Here is an 18,778-nt window from a genome sequence, read left to right on the forward strand (position 1 = left end):
TATTAATTGAGACTTGACAAACATCCTCTATTAGCGGCAGCAGCCCGATTAAGTTAGGACTTAGAGACTTGACTGAGACGTTTGGCGATCGCTCAGTCGAGTCGCGCTCACGAGGTAAAATCTGAAATTGGCACGATTAGGACAATTCAAAAGGTTTAAGGCTGAATAGTCTTCGCCGACTGATTAAATAACAAATCTCGTGATTTATCTGGATCAAGCGCTTGAGTTTTCAATGCTTCGGCTTTCTCGTAGGCGCGAATTGTTGCCGGACGGGCTTTAATTGTCTCAAACCAACGCTTGATGTGAGGAAAATCGTCTAGGTTTTGACTTTGGCGTTCATGGGGCACAATCCAAGGATAAGCAGCAATATCGGCGATGGAATAATCACCTGCCACAAATTCTCGATCTGCTAGTTGCTTATTTAGTACTGCATATAAGCGTCCCGTCTCATTTACATAGCGGTTAATGGCATATTCAATCTTTTCGGGAGCATAAGTGCTAAAGTGATGATTTTGTCCCGCCATTGGCCCCAGCCCTGCCATTTGCCAAAACAACCATTCTAAAACTTGAGCGCGATTACGTAAATCTTGGGGAATTAATTTCCCAGTTTTTTCTGCTAAATATAGCAAGATTGCCCCAGACTCAAATACCGAAATTGGCGCACCTCCATCTGCTGGTTCGTAGTCAACGATCGCAGGCATCCGATTGTTAGGAGAAATCTTTAAAAATTCCGGCTTAAATTGATCCCCAGCCCCAATATTTACAGGAATTATGGTATAAGGTAAACCGACTTCTTCCAAAAAAATCGTAATTTTATGACCGTTTGGGGTTGTCCAATAGTAAAGATCGATCATGATTATCTTCCCTAAAATTGTGTGATTGTTTTTTAAGCCAATAGTGCAGACAGCTTTTTCGGATTTCTCACAAAATCTGAAAAGAAGAGGGCAAAAGCTGCAAAAATGTATTGGGACTTACGCAAAATCATGATAAAACGAACCGCAAAGGACACATACCCCTGCGGGGAAGCAAGCTACGCGTAGCGTCTCGTAAGAGTTGGACACAAAGGAATAAGAGTTTCAGAGAGTTTTTGCGTAAGTCCTGTGTATATACAGTCAGCATTTTAGCACTTTATACCCAAAAGTATTGTCCTAGAGGTAAGATGGAAAATCGCTTTCAGAATGGAGCTATAGCCCCATACTGGACTATTTTGCTGGGCTATTAATGATTTTGCATTACAAAAAAAAGACGTAATGCTTAAAAAAAATTAACTAGTTCATCTGTAGGGATAATGGCGCTTTTCGAGAAGTTGTGCAGTTAAATTGCAACTCCAAAACCGAGAATTTCAAATGATTTAGAGAGTAACTTATGAGTGAAAAGACAGTAACACTGATTGAAGGAAGCTTATTACCAAAAGGAGATTATGTTTCATCAGGATTTTCCACCATCCAGCCAGATTCATATTTTCCAAATATAATTTTGGGAAATAAATATGATTCTTTTTGGCTTTACTTACGACGGGATATTACTCATAACTGGTACGTGGATAAGCGACGACAAAATGTAGGGTTTGTTAGCAGAGATGAAGCTCATATTCTATACAATACAGCCTTAAAATTTCGAGGAAAAAAAGCTTTAGAAATAGGTTGCTGGATGGGTTGGTCAGCTTGTCATCTGGCTTTAGGAGGAGTAGAGTTAGATGTAATCGATCCGATGCTATCTGAACAATTATTTAATGAAAGCGTTACAGAGTCACTAAAATCAGCAGGCGTTAAGGAATCTGTAAATCTCATACCAGGATTTAGCCCTCAAAAAGTAGAAGAGATCGCAAATAAATTTCAACGAAAATGGTCATTGATATTTATAGATGGTAATCACGAAGCACCAGCTCCGCTCAATGATGCAATTATTTGTGAACAACTTGCAGAAGCAGATGCTTTAGTTTTATTTCACGATTTGGCTTCTCCTGATGTAGGTCAAGGCTTGGACTATTTTAAAGAGAAAGGGTGGAACACAATGGTGTATCAAACTATGCAAATTATGGGAGTTGCATGGCGGGGAAATGTTGAGCCTGTAATACATCAGCCAGATCCTAAAATTAACTGGCGCTTACCTCCACATTTACAAGGTTATTTTGTAAGTGGTTCAGTTGAATCTGCGGTGGAAGATAAAATTGCAGAAATTCTCAAAGCAGTTCGACCATTGACTTTATTGAGTGAAAGAAAGTTATTCTCACTTTATAGTCAGGCAAAACAAATATATTGTTATCTTTTCTGGCTGCCAAAAATGTTACTACTAGCGATCGCCAGAATCAAACCTATCAAGGGCAGCTAGCTTTGTACTATCAGCCATAGACCTCTTGCAAAAGTGCTTTTTGCAAGAGAGGGGAAAAGGGTAAAGGTTAAAGGGAAAAGGGAAAATAACAAACCTTTCCCCTTTTCCCCTTCCCCTTTTCCCGACTTTTGCAAGAAGTCTCATGACTAGCGACTGTGTATGTGTCGCTAATCATGGCTTTCTGTGGATGAAACATAGAGCTTCGATTGATCGTGCTTCCGTCGCTCGTCTTGATCGAGCAATTGTATTGCCTGGTAGTCTAAAAGTGCATGAGTCATTTTTGAATTGACAACCATTTCAAAGAAATCAGAACGCTCAATGGCAATAACTTTGATCGCTGCTTCATTTGCCGCACGTACTGTTGCTGTGCGCTTGTTTTGCTGGAGTAATCCTATTTCACCAAAACAGTTATTAGGCCCCAATGTTTTTAATAATTTTGATTCTGAACCTGAAAACTCTTGAATGATTTCTACCTCCCCTTCAATCAAGATATAGAATCTATCAGCCACATCACCCTGGCGAATAACAATTTCACCAGGCTGGAAGGTCAACATTTTTAACCTGGGAATCAACTTAACTAATTGCTTATCCGTTAAGGTTGGTAAAGTAACAGATAGCTGACCCTCATAGTCCACATCCAGTTTGCCATCTTCCATACGCACAATGCGATCGCTAGCGCCAAAGATCCGACTGTCATGGGTAACAATCAAAACCGCACTTCCTTGTTCTTTCGCCAGTGTGGTCATTAGTTCGGTGACTTCTTGCCCTGTTTGCCGATCTAAAGCGGATGTCGGCTCGTCCGCCAGAAGTAATCGAGGACGGTGAACGAGGGCGCGGGCGATCGCCACACGTTGTTTTTGCCCGCCAGAGAGATCCCTGGGGTAAGCATTCAAGTGCTGCCCTAGCCCCACCGCTTTCAGAATTTGCGAACTTTGGCTTTTTGCTTTTTGAGGCGTGAAATTATCCTGTAGTTCCAGCGAAACCATCACATTCTGCTGGACAGTCATAAAATCCAGTAAGTTAAAATGCTGAAAAACATAGCCGATTCCTCGCCGTATTTGCATTCGCTGGATTTCGTTGGCTCCCTTCAATTCATAATTCAAGACTTTGAGACTGCCCTCTTGAACAGAACGCATACAGCCAATTAGAGATAGTAGTGTTGTTTTTCCAGAACCAGATGCTCCAGTTAAAATAACAACTTCTTTCGGGTGAATATCTAGATCAATTTCAAATAATATTTGTCTTTGACTTTTGCCTTCCCGGTAATAATGATTCAGCCTTTTAATGGCTATAACCTGATTCATAAACCTATAAAATTAAGGAATTAAATTTACTTAAAAACATCGACTGGATCTGCATCTTTAACCTTTAGTAAGGAAAATCCTGCTGATATTATGCAAATCATGCAGACTAATCCGAGAACAAATAATCCTGATTCTACAGTCATTTTGATAAATATTTTTGTAGTTTTAACTAGATAATCATAAGCCAAGCATGATATTATTGCACCTGGGATATATCCGGCAATAACCAAAAATATTGCCTCTTGAAAAACTATAGAAACTAAAGAATTGTGGTTAAGACCCAAAGCCTTTAACGTTGCATAATTGGCAAGATTATGCGTAACCTTTACATAAAGTATTTGGTATAAAATAAAAATACTAATAATAATAGCAATAATCAAAATAAACCGAAAGATGAAGCCCATCGGTGAGTTGCTTTCATGAAATATTTTTTCTCTAGCGATTAATTCTGATTTAGAAAATATTTTAATGTTTGCCGGAAGATAAGTTCTTAATTGCTCAACAGTTTGCTTTATATTGGCATCTGAATTAGCATCTAGTTTTAATTTAATTAAGCCAGCATCTATTTTTGTCAGGCTCCGCCCAAATAATTGACTAAAAGTTGTTGGATTAATAATAAAACTAGCATCATAAGCATTATTAACCCCTAACTCAAAAAGTCCAATAACTCTAAGTTCTCGCAACGATCCATTGGCTCCTGCTAAAACTTCTGCCGATGATTTGCCTGTTTCGTTGAATTCAGTAATGATAGGACTAAATTCATTTCTGGCATTACGGTCAAATAAAGCAAATTTTTGCTTGTTTAATTTTTCAATATTCTCTTTAAGTCCAGGAAGATTTAGTGTTTGTATATTAGCAGGAATGCCTATAACGTTCACTCTAATACGATAAAGAGACTGATTTCTGTCGTACCATTGGGTTGAAGTAATATAAAGTGGTGCGACAGATTCAACGTTCTTTAATGCTAGTGCTTGATATAAAGGTCTGGAGGAAAACATTACTGGTTGCAGTACAGTTGAAGAGAGAGAGCTAACTAAAACAATATCTGCATTAAAATTTAAAGGTAATTGCAACGCCCCTTCTAAAAAAGCATTTCTCAGCCCAAGCTGCATAAAAATGAGAAATGTAATGCAAAAAATTCCCACAATTCCCGCTATAGTTTGATTGCGTTGATATCTCAATTGCAACCAAGCAATGGGAATTTTTTGAATTTCAATTACAAAACGTCGAATCATTCTTTAAGTCCTATTGATACATCAACTTTGAGATTTGTCATTCCTGCTACAACACGGCTATTTTCCCGATTCAGGCGAATTTTCACTTCTACCACATGAGCATCCACATCTGTTGCGGCATCTGTATCTAAAACATCGCGTTTACCAATTTCTAAACCTACTTGGGATACTTTTCCAAAGAGCGGTTTAGTGAGACTGGGACTGGTAATCGTTGCTGTTTGGCCTAAATGTATCTTGGGGATATCTGTTTCGTAAACCTCTGCTACTACCATCATTTGCATCGTATTACCTAAACTCACGATGCCTTTCGTCCCTACCATTTCACCAGGAGAAGTTTGCACCTTAATGATTTGTCCAGTTCGGGGCGATCGCACCACACTCAAGGCCAATTCCGCCTGAGCCTGCATCACCTTTGCCTTTGCCTGTTTCACTTCAGCCTGAGACAACTGCACATCTACTGGACGCACTTCTGCCAAACTATTCAAAGAGGCACGGGCTTGATTTACCTGTCGTTGTGCCGCTTCCATCCCCAAGCGTTTGCTATCGTACTGGGAAGCCGAAACCGCTCCCTCGTGGTACAAACTGCGATACCGTGACTCCTCCATCTGAGCATTTTTCAATTCCGCTTCCAAACGAGCGATCGCCGCTTGTTGAGCTTGTAAATCTCCCTGTTTCGCCCCCGCTCGTACCTGCATTAATCGCGCTTGGGCTACTCTCACCTCTTCTAGCGCCATATTTACAGTTGCCAGACGACGAGTATAATTATCCAACACCGCAAGCACTTGCCCCGCCTTCACCCAATCCCCTTGCTGCACGCGTAGCTGTTGGATGCGGGCTGATTCCGTTGAAGAAGGCGGAAACACTTGAATTACTTCTCCTTCAGGTTCCACACGCCCCAAAGCCGTCACCGCTTGCATCACCATTGGAGTTACAACCACTGGCTGAGGTTTAACTGCTTCACTCGTCCCCATTATCCGATATGCGATCGCCCCACTAAGCGCGATTCCACCATAAAATACTGTACTTAAAAATACGGTTAATTTAGTATTTCTACTATTGTCATTACGGGTAAATAAATGTGTCATAGTTCTTCCTACTTGGAGTATAAAACTATTGTTAGATATAGGATATAAGTCAACTTCACCTTGATAAAGCAAGAAATCAAAGCATAAATTATCTGGTAAAGTTTTTCTCCTTACAATATATATTGTTCCCATTTTGACTGCCAATCGCTATATACTGACTTCTGCAAGAAACTGAGTCAGATCATGTCCGCTTGATTGCTTATTAAACGCGAATCACCCCACCCCGATTTTGTTTAAAACCGGGGTGGGGTGACGTGGATCGTTCGTAATGCTAAGTCATATCATGTCCGCTTAATCACTTATTAAACGCGAATCACCCCACTCCGCCAAAGCTGTGCTTTGTCTCCCCTCCCGAAGAGCGGGGAGGGGTTGGGGGCAATACAGTTCAGTTAAGCTTTTTTCTCTCCCCCTGCTCCCGAAGCCTCCCCTGCTCCCCCTGCCTGCCTTAACAGATAAATTTGCTTAACTAAACTGTATTGGGGTTGGGGGTGGGGTGCGATGACTATGGGAATCGTAACTAATTATGCGGACATGATATAAGTAGACTCAATATCAAGCCTTTATAAGGGTTTCACCTTAAGTTGACAGCAATGCTTGGGAGTATCTCGCCTTAAAAAACAAGCTAACCGAATGGTTTTAAGATGCCATTGTGAAGCAATTGCTAATAAATCTATAACTATATATATACTTTTTCACGGTGATTTGGCGATCGCAGCCCAAACTCTATGGTGAACCTGAAGAATTGGTGTCGGATATCTTGCTTCGAGTAATGCTGCCAATTCTTGGTCAAATATTTCTACTTTTTCTGGTGTTAGGCTAGCTCCCACACCAGCACTCGCCCGAATTCTTCCCCGCCAATCTTCATGTGTATAAGGTACAAATACATCGTAAGAAAATGTGCGGATGTCTCGGAATCCAACTTCGCCAATATCCTGTAACCACAGGGGATGCAAGCCATTACCGCCGGCCATATCCCAGGCGGGATTATGAGCCTCGATCAATTGTTCTGTGGCTTCCACGACATTACCTTTTAAGGGTATCCAATCAAAATGAGCGATCGCGATCGAGCCATTTTTTTTCAATATCCGAGTAACTTCTTTGACAGCACGGGGACGATCAAACCAATGCCAACACTGTCCAGCAGTCACCACATCGGCACTTGCATCTGGTAACTCGGTATTCTCGGCGGTTGCGACTCGATAATCTACTTTGAGTTGGGCAGATTCGCTTAAGAATCTCGCTTGTTCTAAAAGTGATGCTGATGGATCTATGCCAATTACATAAGCACCTCTATCAGCAAAGCCCCGCGCTAGTGTTCCTGTACCTGTACCAAGGTCAACAATATTTTGCCCTGGTAAACCTATACCATATTCAGACAGTTTGTTAAATAATGAACTGGGAAAGCCAGCGCGGTGTTTTGCATAATCAGTAGCAGTTGCACCAAAATCAATTTTCATACCTACAAAACTATTTTTGTAACAATTGTCTAGGCTAGAAGTTCTCTACCCAAGGACGTAGTTCTATTTCATAAGTCCAAGCACTACGGGGTTGGCGTAAAATGCTGAGATAAGTTTGAGCGATCGCATCCGGGTCAAGAGTACTATCAGGATTATCTACTGGATCTTGGCGCTCTGCTGAACGGATTCCACCATCAATCACGAAATGCGCCACATGGATATTTTTTGGTGCTAGTTCTCTAGCAATACTCTGAGCCAAACCGCGCAGTGCAAATTTACCCATTGCAAAAGGAGCAGACAAAGGATAACCCTTAACGCTGGCTGAGGCTCCAGTAAAAAATATAGCACCACCACCAAGTTGCAAAAATCTTTTGGTAGCAGCTTGGGCAACGAGAAAGCCTCCATAAGCAGTTACCTCTAGGGTTTTTGCCACCTCACCAGGGTCTAGATCAACAAGAGGCCCCCGCACTCGGTAACTAGGATTGTAAATGACAATATTTGGGGAACCGACTTTTTTATCAATATCAATAAATAACTGTTCTACTTCATCTGGCTTAGAGGCATCAGCAGCAAAACTAACTGCGCCAATTTCATCGCTTAATTGAGTGAGTTTTTCTATTTGACGAGCTGCTAAAGCGACGGTGAATCCTTCTTTGGCAAATAGACGGGCTAAAGATGCGCTTAGTCCACTACCTGCACCGACAATTAAAGCTGTTGTTGCCATATTTTAAACCTGTAGTGCTTATTCTGCCTAGCTTAGAGCTTTTCTTAGCCTCATTCGATTAAGAATTGAGGGTGACTGAAGATAACGGTGAATTGCCTTTATTGGGACTTTGACCAATTTGCAGTACACAAACTGCGGCAATTAGACAGAGAACGCCTGATAAAATAAACGCTTGTAAATAACTACCTGTCCAAGTTCTCAACACTCCGGCTCCGAATGCTGCTGTGGCTGCACCGATCTGGTGTCCTGCGACAATCCAACCAAACATCACGCCGACATTTTCTTTACCGAAGACATTAGCAACAAGACGGACTGTCGGTGGTACGGTGGCAATCCAATCAAGTCCATAGAAGACGGCGAAGATGGAAAGTCCATACAAGGAAAAATTGAAACTGAAGGGCAAAAAAATCAAAGACAAACCCCGCAGTCCATAGTACCAAAACAATAAGTAGCGATTGTTCCAGCGATCGGATAGCCAACCGGACATAGTAGTTCCAAAAAAATCGAATAGTCCCATGATTGCCAAAAGCCCCGCAGCCTTGACTTCCGGGATACCGTGGTCAATACAAGCAGGAATCAGATGAGTACCAATTAACCCATTTGTGCTAGCACCACAGATAAAAAAGCTACCAAATAACAGCCAGAAATCTCTATTACGCATTCCCAGCCAGAGAGCGTTAAGGGTAGAGGCGATGGAATTTGCTCTAGGCTGTGATATTTCCACAGTTTCGCTGTTGTCGCCAAAGGGTCGCAAACCGACATCCGCCGGACGATCGCGCATAAAGGCTGCGATCGCTGGAATAATTAGAAGTGCTGCACCAGTCAGAGCTAGAGCCGCAATTCGCCACCCAAAGCGATCGGCTATTGAGGCCAGCATCGGCAGAAATACCAGTTGCCCTGTAGCTGTACTGGCAGTTAAGATGCCCAGAACTAAACCCCGCTTTTCCAAAAACCAGCGATTGACAACAATAGCACCCAAAACCAGGGCAATAACTCCGCTACCAGAACCGACAACTACACCCCACAGCAAGACTAGCTGCCAGGAAGCTGACATCACAGTGGTTAAACCGACACCGAGGGCAATGATAGCAAGTGAGAACACCATCATCCGACGAATGCCGATTCGCTCCATAACTGTGGCGGCAAAAGGGCCAATTAATCCGTAGAGTACTAAGTTAATAGAGATTGCCAAAGATATAGTTGCTCTACTCCAGCCGAACTCCTGTTCGAGAGGCACTATAAAAACTCCGGGAGCAGAGCGAATTCCGGCTGCAACGAGCAAGGCTAGGAATGTTAAGCCAGCTACAATCCAGGCATAGTGGAACGGACGACGCGCTAGGAAGGAGGGTAAGGACATGGTTGGCGAGGGGGAGTGGGGGCAGGGGCAGCACTTCGGCTACGCTCAGTGACCGGGGAGCAGGGGGGCAGAGGGAGCAGGGGGGCAGGGGAGGCAGGGGAGGTGATTATTAAAGGCTCATTCACAAGTATCAAAGACTCCTCGGCGAGTATCAAAGACTCGTTGGCGAGTATCAAAGACTCGTCGGCGAGTATCAAAGACTCATTCACGAGTATCAAAGACTCGTTGGCGAGTATCAAAGACTCATTCACGAGTATTAAAGACTCGTTGGCGAGTATAAAAGACTCATTTACGAGTATCAAAGGCTCGTTGGCGAGTATCAAAGACTCATTCCCTATTGCCTATTGCCTATTGCCTATTGCCTATTCCCCATTCCCAATTTAGGAAAAGTTACCCTGCATAAGGATTACCGATTCTGTCTACAGAGACGTTGGAGGAGAATGGCAAACGACCGGGATTTAAGCGTGGTTCGGCTGCATAGCCAACGGGAACTAAAACAGCGATCGCTAAATCTGGATTATCCCCAGCACCAATCACTTGTTTTACCTGATCCTCAACCCAACCGTTCATAAAACAAGTGGATAATCCCAAACTTTCTGCTGCTAACACCAAATGAGTTGCGGCAATGATGGCATCTTTGATTGCATATTCGCGTCGTTTGTCGCCTAACGTAGCTTGAAATTGTGGGATGGCGGTTTTAAAGTAGTTTACCGTGCCTTCATTCCATGCCCCAGTTTCAAGTCCCCGCTCTAGAATTGGGGCCAAGTTTTGTTCGCCTGCGTTAGGATCGGCGGCAAACACAAAGGTTACAGGTGCTTGGACAATTTGCTGTTGATTCCACGATGCTGCTGATAGTGCTGCCTTTTGCGCTTCATCTTGCACAATAATAATTTGCCAGTCCTGGATATTATAACTACTAGGTGCTGCCACGGTTAACTCTACCAGTTGCTTAAGTAGTTCTGGGGCGATGGGGTCTGTTTTAAAAGTTTTGATGGAACGACGTTGAGCGATCGCACTTGGTACATCTAAAGGTTGAGTTTGCGTGATGGAACTCATGAGATTCTCCTGATAGTTGAGTTATGACCAAATAATTCGTAATGACGTTCTCTACGAAACGCTAAAAACAAGCGAACGCACACTTGTTTTGCGTAATGCTAACGTAATTAAGATACAAGCAAATCTATTTATTCAGGAAACAAAAATAAAAATTATTCCTTGTTTCAGAACAAACGATTTGCCTACGCCACACGCCAGCTACTGTCATACAACAGATTTCAAGGAAGTGTTGTACAGAAGCTCGCGTCTTAAAACCAGGTATAAAAGCTCTTTGAATTCTAAATTCGGTGTTGCTGAATCGAGGTATGAATTTGGATGTAGAGACGTTGCATTGCAACGTCTCTACAATGCAACGTCTCTACAAGGATTTTGAAATAACGCAAAATTATTTTTCATACCGCAATCAGCAATGCCCTAAATTCTGAATTCTGAATTCTGACCGGAGGCGGAGCGTCTCCGGCTCCGCTCCTGAATTCTGCTGTAATTACGAATTACACCTTAGCTACCTGCTCATTAGCAGATGACCAAAATGGATAATCTGTATATCCTTCTTCACCGCCACCATAAAAGGTTGCTTGATCTGCTTCATTTAGTGGTGCATTCAAAGCCAAGCGTCGGGGTAAATCGGGATTTGATATAAATAATGTGCCAAAGGCAACTAAATCTGCTGCTTTGCTGGCTAGTACCGCATCACCTTTTTCACGGGTATAACCACCATTGACGATGAGTGTACCTGTAAAGCGATCGCGTATATGACTGGTGGGTACAATTATGCCGCCATGTCTGATGTCTGCCTCTGTTGCCTCATAAATATGCAGATATGCCAAATTAAATTGGTTCAATGCTTGAGCTGCATAACCAAATGTCTCTAGGGGGTTGGAGTCGCCTATATCGTTAAAAGTTCCACTGGGAGATAAACGTACTCCTACCCGGTTAGAATCCCACACAGTAGTTATCGCCTCTGTGATTTCTAACAGGAGTCGGGCGCGATTCTCAATGGAACCGCCATATTTATCTGTACGTTGATTGGTGCGATCGCGCAAAAACTGATCTATTAAATAACCATTAGCTGAGTGAATTTCCACGCCATCAAACCCAGCCGCTAGGGCATTTGCCGCTCCCTGACGATACTGTTCTACTATCTGCGGTATTTCCGAAGTTTCTAAAGCACGGGGAGTAACAAAGGGTTTTGGCCCTTCATAAGTTGCAGCTTCACCTTTAGGAGCAATGGCAGAAGGTGCTACAGGTAAAGCTCCATTCGGTTGTAAGTCTGGGTGAGAAATCCTGCCTACGTGCCATAGTTGCAGAAAAATTCTCCCTCCGTGCTGATGTACCGCATCGGTTACTAGCTTCCATCCCTCTATCTGCTCTGGTGAATGAATTCCTGGTGTAGCGGGATAGCCCTGTCCTTCAGGAGTTACCTGTGTTGCTTCAGAAATAATCAGTCCGGCGGAAGCACGTTGAGTGTAGTAGGTAGCATTCAGTTGGTGTGGGACGTTTCCCTTACCTGCCCTGTTTCGGGTTAAGGGAGCCATCACTATCCGGTTAGGTAATTCCAGATTCCCTAATTGGTAAGCAGAGAATAAGTTGATATCAGTAGTCATGTCACTTCGCTCCAATTTAAAATTCAAAATTCCTAACCCCACATTTGTGAAATCAGCAAATAGATTATGCGGTAGGACACAGCAATGTGCCCCAATGACAGATGTAGTTCAAATATTAAACAATCGACCGAATAACGCCACCATCTACCCGCAAAGCTGCACCATTCGTTGCTGAAGCTACAGGGCTGGAAAGGTAAACTACAATCGCTGCTACTTCTTCATTAGTTGCAAAGCGTTTGATTAAGGAACTTGGACGCACATTTTGAAAAAATTCAGCCTCTACTTCTGCTGCACTAATACCACGTTCGTGTCCTAGCTGGGAAATAAACTTTTCAACTCCTTCTGAGCGGGTTGGCCCTGGAAGGACAGAGTTTACTGTGACTCCAGTCCCGACAGTCATCTCTGCTAGACCTTTTGCAATGGCTAGCTGCGCTGTCTTGGTTGTGCCATAGTGAATCATTTCCACTGGGATCTGAATGGCAGATTCGCTGGAGATAAAAATTATTCGCCCCCAGTTTTGCTCTAGCTGCTTTTGCAGATATTGCCGACTCAAACGGACTCCACTGAGGACGTTAACCTCAAATATCTTTAACCAATCTTCATCAGTAATATCAAAGAAAGTTTTTGGCTCATAAATACCCACATTGTTTATGAGTATATCAACGTGAGGAACCTCTTGAATGAGTTTCTCTACCCCTGATGTAGTGCCTGCGTCAGCAACAACACCAGAAACTTTCGCTTCAGGTGTGCTTTGCTTAATTTTAGCGATCGCTTGAGCGACTCGTTCTTCAGACCGACCGTTGACAATCACTGATGCACCCTCTTGAGCTAGCCCAAGAGCGACGGCCATTCCAATACCTGCGGTTGAGCCACTCACCAAGGCGGATTTACCATGCAATTTCAAGTCCATTTCGCTCTTTCCCCGTTATTTGAAACAGAATTCAGGAGTCAGAAGTCAGGAGTCAGGAGTCTAATATATTTTGACTCCTGGCTCCCTCTAAAGAAGACTGCAAACTAAATGCGTCTCACAATAGTACCTAGATTAAAGATGCTGTGCTAAGGTCTTATTCAAGGTAGTTTTTGGAACTGCCCCAACGACAGTATCAACCTGCCGACCTCCCTTAAAAACCATCAGCGTCGGAATGCTGCGAATTCCATAGTGGCTAGCGACAGTAGGATTTTGATCGGTGTTCAGCTTCACAAATTTCACTTGTCCTTCGTATTCAGCAGCAACTTCATCGACGACTGGGCCCACCATCCGGCAAGGGCCACACCACGGGGCCCAAAAGTCCACTAATACCGGAATTTCACTTTCCAAGACTTCTTGCTTAAATGTGGCTTCTGTGACATTTGTAATGGATGACATAAATTGCCCTCCTAATTAATTCTATAATTCGATAATATCGAATAATAAAAATATATGCCACCTGATGAGATAATGCAACTATGAGATTTCTTTATCATCCAGATCGAAAAAATATTTCTTTACCGGGCGTGTTGTATGCATTGGGCGATCCGGTGCGGTTAGAGATTGTGAGACTACTGGCGACTGAGGGGGAACAATGCTGTGCCAAATTTGATTTTGCGATCGCCAAGTCTACTATGTCCAATCACTTCAAGATTTTGCGAGAGTCGGGGATAGTCTTTACACGCAAAGAAGGAACACAGCATATTAACATACTGCGACGTGAAGATTTAGAGGTGCTGTTTCCAGGGTTGTTGGATGTGGTATTGAAAGCCGCTCAACCATTGCCGATTGAGTCTGCCAGTACTAAACAAACAGCTTATCGGATTTAGGGGCATTGGGCATGGGGCGATTGCTACCTGTTTAATAATCTGCTCGTTTTTCTTTTTGTGTTTCTAAATCAGCGAGGATATCATGTTGTTCTTGAAAAAGCCTTGGAGTGTGAGATAAACCTAAATCTGTAGAGAGCAAATCAATACCGTCGATAATTTTGGGTATCTGAGCTCGATCAACTTGTAGACCAAGAAAGCATTTCTCCCTGTAATCTGGCCTTCCCTGAAAGAGTTCGATGTCTACGACGGGCTACGCCTACGCTCTTTTTAAAGGGCGCATAACCTGATAAGCTTTTTCAGCCTTCTCAATTGATACTTGAGGGATTGGAGATTGCAGCCTGAGAACTGCTAGATCAATTAAATCTCTTGCCTCAACGCTGTCATCTGCGTAACGGTCAGAATTTGACAGCAGCTTAGAGGTAAAGCAGTCATTGAAGCTTAAGCAAGGAACGAGTGACCACTTTGGATATCTTGGTGGATCTAGTTGAAAACGAGTTTCGGCAATAATTTCCGTTTTAATCGGCACATCATCCACAAAAACATCATCCGAATTCCATATTGGTCAGTTGTACTACGTCCAACTTGGATTTTACTTAAATCCCGAAATAATGCTTCATGTCCACCCTCAAATATCACTGTCCGCAGATATTTGTAGCCTTCTGTACCAACAGAAGCGATAAAATCAACGTCCTTACTCCAGTGATATTCTTCAAACTCAAATGCAAGAAGGGTTCCGCCACCGAAGTAAGCAGAACCCTTCCTAAGTATGTCCGAATCTAAGGATTCAAGAACTGTGAGAATTTGATTATGATGTTCTAACCTAAAGGTCATAAACAAACTTGCAACCAGGATTTATAGCGTCTGGCAAGTTCCTGAAGAAAATTGAGTTCTTCACCTTCAAGATTATTAAATAAATTGTGATACTGCCAGCCACGCTCATAACGACTCAGCATTTGTTCTGAAGTAAACCGATACACATCGGCAGTTTGCCAACAAATGGACTCCAAAAAAGGCAGTTTTTTGGGGATAGTAACAGGATTAATTGTTGGTGTTGCGGTTGTCATAGCTCTTTTAATCAACCACTTTCGGCTTATTTTTATTTAGATTAGCATTGTGGATATCCACATTCAATTTTATTCTAACTATAAATTATCTGGTTTGGAGTAAACTCTTCCTTTCCAAACACCGCCGTGTCCTTGCCAGGATACAGGTGGCGAATAGGCAGGGTGGATTAATTGGTTATCAAAGGATATTTGCTGAATTATGAATTATAAATTTTAGGGTTGACACAATTAGCCAAGCGATCGCCCCTCAGCCCTGCGATTAAGTTAGCGATCGCCATTGAAGCCATTTTTGAGCGCGTTTGACGGCTGGCACTACCAATATGAGGTGCAATAATTAGATTTTCTAAGGTCAACAACAAGCTGTCGCTAGGAATCGGTTCTGGTTCGGTGACATCCACAGCCGCCGCCGCAATTTGACCACTTGCAAGGGCACGATATAGAGAATCTGGATCTACAATAGTTCCTCGCGCCGTGTTAATCAAAATAGCCGATCGCTTCATCAACTCAAATTGGCGATCGCTAATCAAATGATAAGTATCATCAGATGATGGTGTATGCAGTGTCACAAAATCAGACTCTTGCAGTAAGTGTTCTAACGTAGCAAACTCCACACCTAAAGATTGTTCTAATTCTGGGCTGCATCGTTGCCTAGTCGTATACAAAATCTGCATTTCAAAACCTTTGGCACGACGAGCAACTGCTTGACCAATCCGCCCAAAACCGACAATTCCCAAGGTAGCGCCTGTAACATTTGGCCCCAACAATAAATCTGGTTCCCAAGTCTGCCACAAACCTGCACGAGTAAACCGATCTGCCTCTACTACTCGCCGTGCAGCTGCCATTAGTAATGCCCAGGCAAAATCTGCGGTAGCATCGGTTAACACCCCAGGAGTATTACCGACAGGAATTTGCCGTGCCGTAGCGGCGGCAATGTCAATGTTATCGTAACCTACCGCCATTTGACTGATGACTTTGAGTTTCCCAGACTCGATGAGTTGCCGATCGATTTGGTCAGTCAGCAGACATAGCAAACCATCTATTTCTTTGACTTTTTCTAGTAAAATTTCGTAGGGAGGGGGTTGGCGTTCTGGCCAAACTTCGACAATAGCGAGCGATCGCAGTTGCTCTAATTCGATGGGTAGGCGACGAGTAACGAAGACTTTAGCTTGAAGCATAATTTTTGAACCTTTTATCTCATCAAAGAGATATATTGCTGGTTCATTTTATCTTTGCTTAGTCTACCCTAAATATAGATGTTTATCCGTGGTGGTATATAGCAATCCGATTTGATTTCTGTTCGCGCCGCTTGGCGAAGGCAATAGGCAATAGGCAATAGGCAAGAAGCCTCTTTTAGTTGTACTGAATTTTTTCACGGAATCAAATATAGAGTCCTGTATCAATAATTTATGACTAACTCAACTCCAATGGATGACGAGAAAAAGCTCCCCAAGAAGAAGGGCAAGTCGCTTCCTCCCAAGCTGATTATCTGGCTAGGAAAGTTTGTCTGGACAAGTATGTGGCAATTAATGATGTCAAATCTTGCTCCTCGCAATCAGTCAGGCGCATATATTCGTCCTAATAGCCAGTTTCGCAAGTTTATCGGCACAGAATCAGGAAATCCACATCCACCAGCAACGGGACGCTACAAACTCTATGTAGGGCTGGGCTGTCCTTGGGCACACCGAACTTTGGTTGTGCGATCGCTCAAAAAACTCGAAGCGGTAATATCAGTGTGTATCGTTTCTCCTTCTCCGATTGAAGGCGGTTGGATATTTAATAACCAGGAAGAAGAAGGTTGCAGCACACTGGCTGAATTTTATCAGAAGGCAGAACCCGGCTACAGTGGACGCTCTACAGTACCAGTACTATGGGATAACCAAACAAAAACTATCGTCAATAATGAGAGTTCAGAGATTATTGTCATGCTGAACTCTGAGTTTAACGAGTTTGTCAACAATCCGACGCTAAATCTTTACCCAGAAGAACTTCAAGAGAAAATTGACTGGTGGAATGAGAAGATTTATCACGCGGTAAATAACGGTGTGTATCGCTGCGGCTTTGCCCAGACTCAAGAAGCATACAATCAAGCCTGTAATGAACTGTTCGCAACTCTTGATGAGATTGAACTGGCATTGCAGACTAATCGCTATCTCTGCGGTGAACATCTTACACTTGCAGATGTGCGTTTGTTCACAACATTATTTCGGTTTGATAGTGCCTACTATGGGCTATTTAAATGCAATAAGCAGCGAATTCGCGACTATCAGAATCTCGGAGCTTATCTACGCGATCTGTATCAGCTTCCGGGTGTGGCTGACACTTGCGACGTAGAAACTGTGAAGCGGGACTACTACGGGAACTTATTCCCGCTCAATCCCGGCGGAATTATCCCCAATGGCCCTGATATGTCCTATCTTAATCAACCACACGATCGCGATCGCATCGGCAAGGTAAATGCTTCATGAACCGATTAACACCAAGTATTATCAGTAGTGTACGCACTCGCTCCTTTAACCCTGAAAGCCTTGATTTCGCTCACTGCGTCAGTTATAACAGTTTTGAATTTTAGATTTTGGTTCAAAATTATGTCTAGCAAGCCAAACTAAATTACAATGCGCTCTTGGTTAAACAGTACGCTTCGCATTCGCTTAGTACTTCTCGTCCTTTTAGCTGTTATTCCAGCACTAGGATTAATTCTTTACACTGCTTCCGAACAACGGCGTACCGCTACAGCAGAGGCACGAGAACAGACACTACGGTTGGCGAGATTGGCGGCTAATAACCAGAAGCAGGTTGTAGAAGGAACCCGTCAACTGCTGATGATATTGGCACAGATGCCAGTTGTCCGTCAAGGGAATTCAGCAGAGTGTAATCAATTACTCACCGATATTCTGAAACAACATTCAGTATACGCTAATTTTGCTGTACTTGATGCTCAAGGAAACACGATTTGTACCGGGATTCCCGATGGTGTGAATGTCAAAGACCGCAGTTATTTCCAACGTGCTTTACAAACCCGGAAATTTACAGTTGGTGACTATCAAATAGATCGCGTCACTAAAAAAGCTACCCTGAATTTTGCTTATCCAATTTTAGACAAGACAGGGCGATCGCAAACTTTGGTTGTAGCTGCACTTGATTTAGCTCAGTTAAATCAGTTGGCGGCGCAAATAAAAATGCCCCAAGGCTCGGTGCTGAGTTTGGTTGACAGCAAAGGAACACTTTTAGTCCGCTATCCCAATGCACAAACTTGGGTAGGAAAATCTATATCGCCGGATGCTTTCGCCAGAATGAAAATTGCTCAGGGTGAGGGGATCGATGAAGTGACTAGCCTTGATGGTGTGTCGCGAATCTTTGCCTTTATTCCTTTGGGCGATAATCCAGCCAAGCCGGATGGATATATCAGGATTGGTATTCCCAAGTCTGAAGTTTTTGCTGATGCTGATAGTTTATTAGTCAGAAACTTAATTAGTTTAGGTGCAGTTACTTTTTTAGCGATCGCTGCTGCTTGGGTAGGTGGAGATATATTTTTTCTCCAGCAGATACAATCTTTAGTACAAACAGCCAAGACCTTGGGTAATGGTCAACTCAACACACGTACTGGACTTGCTCATATATCGGGAGAACTTGGTCAACTGGCACAAGCTATTGACGAAATGGCCGCAGCATTGGAAGCACGAGAAATAGCCAGGACTTACGCAACTGTCACAAGCAATGGCGCGGTGTAGCCGCGCCGCGCGCCAAGCAACTACACGATAAACATG

19 protein-coding genes are annotated in these 18,778 nt (G+C 43.1%); 4 read left to right on the plus strand and 15 right to left on the minus strand.

Going from position 1 to position 18,778, the window contains the following annotated elements; all coding sequences use genetic code 11:
- Window positions 1-155 precede the first annotated feature (155 nt).
- Entirely contained in the window at window positions 156-854 is a 699-nt protein-coding gene (locus tag RMX98_RS18635; RefSeq protein WP_322677109.1) for a glutathione binding-like protein, read from the minus strand.
- A gap of 511 nt (window positions 855-1,365) precedes the next feature.
- Between RMX98_RS18635 and RMX98_RS18640 the strand changes: the two genes are divergently transcribed.
- Entirely contained in the window at window positions 1,366-2,331 is a 966-nt protein-coding gene (locus RMX98_RS18640) for a class I SAM-dependent methyltransferase (RefSeq protein WP_322677110.1), read from the plus strand.
- Between the two features lie 167 nt (window positions 2,332-2,498).
- On the opposite strand, the gene RMX98_RS18645 is transcribed toward RMX98_RS18640, so the two are convergent.
- The 10 genes from RMX98_RS18645 to trxA all read right to left on the minus strand — a co-directional run bounded on the left by RMX98_RS18645 (window position 2,499) and on the right by trxA (window position 13,519).
- A complete protein-coding gene (locus RMX98_RS18645) occupies window positions 2,499-3,635 on the minus strand; it encodes an ATP-binding cassette domain-containing protein (RefSeq protein ID WP_322677111.1) in 1,137 nt (378 codons plus the stop codon).
- 26 nt (window positions 3,636-3,661) lie between these two features.
- Window positions 3,662-4,870: an FtsX-like permease family protein gene (locus RMX98_RS18650; RefSeq protein WP_322677112.1), complete on the minus strand. Its 1,209-nt coding sequence runs from the start codon at window positions 4,868-4,870 to the stop codon at window positions 3,662-3,664.
- On the minus strand, window positions 4,867-5,955 hold the full coding sequence (locus tag RMX98_RS18655; protein WP_322677113.1) for an ABC exporter membrane fusion protein: 1,089 nt from the start codon (window positions 5,953-5,955) through the stop codon (window positions 4,867-4,869). Before RMX98_RS18655 ends, RMX98_RS18650 begins: the two co-directional genes overlap by 4 nt.
- A gap of 692 nt (window positions 5,956-6,647) precedes the next feature.
- On the minus strand, window positions 6,648-7,412 hold the full coding sequence (locus tag RMX98_RS18660) for a class I SAM-dependent methyltransferase (protein WP_322677114.1): 765 nt from the start codon (window positions 7,410-7,412) through the stop codon (window positions 6,648-6,650).
- A gap of 34 nt (window positions 7,413-7,446) precedes the next feature.
- Entirely contained in the window at window positions 7,447-8,136 is a 690-nt protein-coding gene (locus RMX98_RS18665) for an SDR family NAD(P)-dependent oxidoreductase (protein WP_322677115.1), read from the minus strand.
- A gap of 58 nt (window positions 8,137-8,194) precedes the next feature.
- Window positions 8,195-9,493 (minus strand): MFS transporter, encoded by a 1,299-nt coding sequence (locus tag RMX98_RS18670; protein ID WP_322677116.1) that lies wholly within the window; start codon window positions 9,491-9,493, stop codon window positions 8,195-8,197.
- Between the two features lie 390 nt (window positions 9,494-9,883).
- Window positions 9,884-10,549, minus strand: a complete 666-nt coding sequence (locus RMX98_RS18675; RefSeq protein WP_322677117.1) for a nitroreductase family protein — start codon at window positions 10,547-10,549, stop codon at window positions 9,884-9,886.
- A 491-nt stretch (window positions 10,550-11,040) separates the two neighbouring features.
- Window positions 11,041-12,153, minus strand: coding sequence for an alkene reductase (locus RMX98_RS18680; RefSeq protein ID WP_322677118.1), 1,113 nt, complete (start codon window positions 12,151-12,153; stop codon window positions 11,041-11,043).
- A 115-nt stretch (window positions 12,154-12,268) separates the two neighbouring features.
- A complete protein-coding gene (locus tag RMX98_RS18685; RefSeq protein ID WP_322677119.1) occupies window positions 12,269-13,063 on the minus strand; it encodes an SDR family NAD(P)-dependent oxidoreductase in 795 nt (264 codons plus the stop codon).
- Between the two features lie 132 nt (window positions 13,064-13,195).
- Window positions 13,196-13,519: a thioredoxin gene (gene trxA, locus RMX98_RS18690; protein WP_012412473.1), complete on the minus strand. Its 324-nt coding sequence runs from the start codon at window positions 13,517-13,519 to the stop codon at window positions 13,196-13,198.
- Between the two features lie 80 nt (window positions 13,520-13,599).
- Between trxA and RMX98_RS18695 the strand changes: the two genes are divergently transcribed.
- Window positions 13,600-13,950: an ArsR/SmtB family transcription factor gene (locus RMX98_RS18695; protein WP_322677120.1), complete on the plus strand. Its 351-nt coding sequence runs from the start codon at window positions 13,600-13,602 to the stop codon at window positions 13,948-13,950.
- Window positions 13,951-14,206: 256 nt separating this feature from the next.
- On the opposite strand, the gene RMX98_RS18700 is transcribed toward RMX98_RS18695, so the two are convergent.
- From RMX98_RS18700 to RMX98_RS18715, 4 genes are all read right to left on the minus strand, one after another.
- Window positions 14,207-14,485, minus strand: coding sequence for a nucleotidyl transferase AbiEii/AbiGii toxin family protein (locus RMX98_RS18700; protein WP_322677121.1), 279 nt, complete (start codon window positions 14,483-14,485; stop codon window positions 14,207-14,209).
- Window positions 14,431-14,781 carry a hypothetical protein gene (locus RMX98_RS18705; RefSeq protein ID WP_322677122.1) on the minus strand — a complete coding sequence of 117 codons (351 nt, stop codon included), beginning with the start codon at window positions 14,779-14,781 and terminating at the stop codon, window positions 14,431-14,433. Before RMX98_RS18705 ends, RMX98_RS18700 begins: the two co-directional genes overlap by 55 nt.
- Window positions 14,778-15,014 (minus strand): hypothetical protein, encoded by a 237-nt coding sequence (locus RMX98_RS18710; RefSeq protein ID WP_322677123.1) that lies wholly within the window; start codon window positions 15,012-15,014, stop codon window positions 14,778-14,780. Before RMX98_RS18710 ends, RMX98_RS18705 begins: the two co-directional genes overlap by 4 nt.
- A 197-nt stretch (window positions 15,015-15,211) precedes the next feature.
- Complete coding sequence (locus RMX98_RS18715) at window positions 15,212-16,189, minus strand: D-glycerate dehydrogenase (RefSeq protein WP_322677124.1); 978 nt, start codon at window positions 16,187-16,189, stop codon at window positions 15,212-15,214.
- Window positions 16,190-16,420: 231 nt separating this feature from the next.
- Between RMX98_RS18715 and RMX98_RS18720 the strand changes: the two genes are divergently transcribed.
- Both RMX98_RS18720 and RMX98_RS18725 read left to right on the plus strand, forming a co-directional pair.
- Entirely contained in the window at window positions 16,421-17,479 is a 1,059-nt protein-coding gene (locus RMX98_RS18720) for a glutathione S-transferase family protein (RefSeq protein ID WP_322677125.1), read from the plus strand.
- Window positions 17,480-17,626: 147 nt separating this feature from the next.
- Complete coding sequence (locus tag RMX98_RS18725) at window positions 17,627-18,742, plus strand: cache domain-containing protein (protein WP_322677126.1); 1,116 nt, start codon at window positions 17,627-17,629, stop codon at window positions 18,740-18,742.
- Window positions 18,743-18,778 lie beyond the last annotated feature (36 nt).

Origin of the sequence: Nostoc sp. DedQUE02, assembly GCF_034531035.1 — a bacterium.
Lineage (GTDB): Bacteria > Cyanobacteriota > Cyanobacteriia > Cyanobacteriales > Nostocaceae > Nostoc.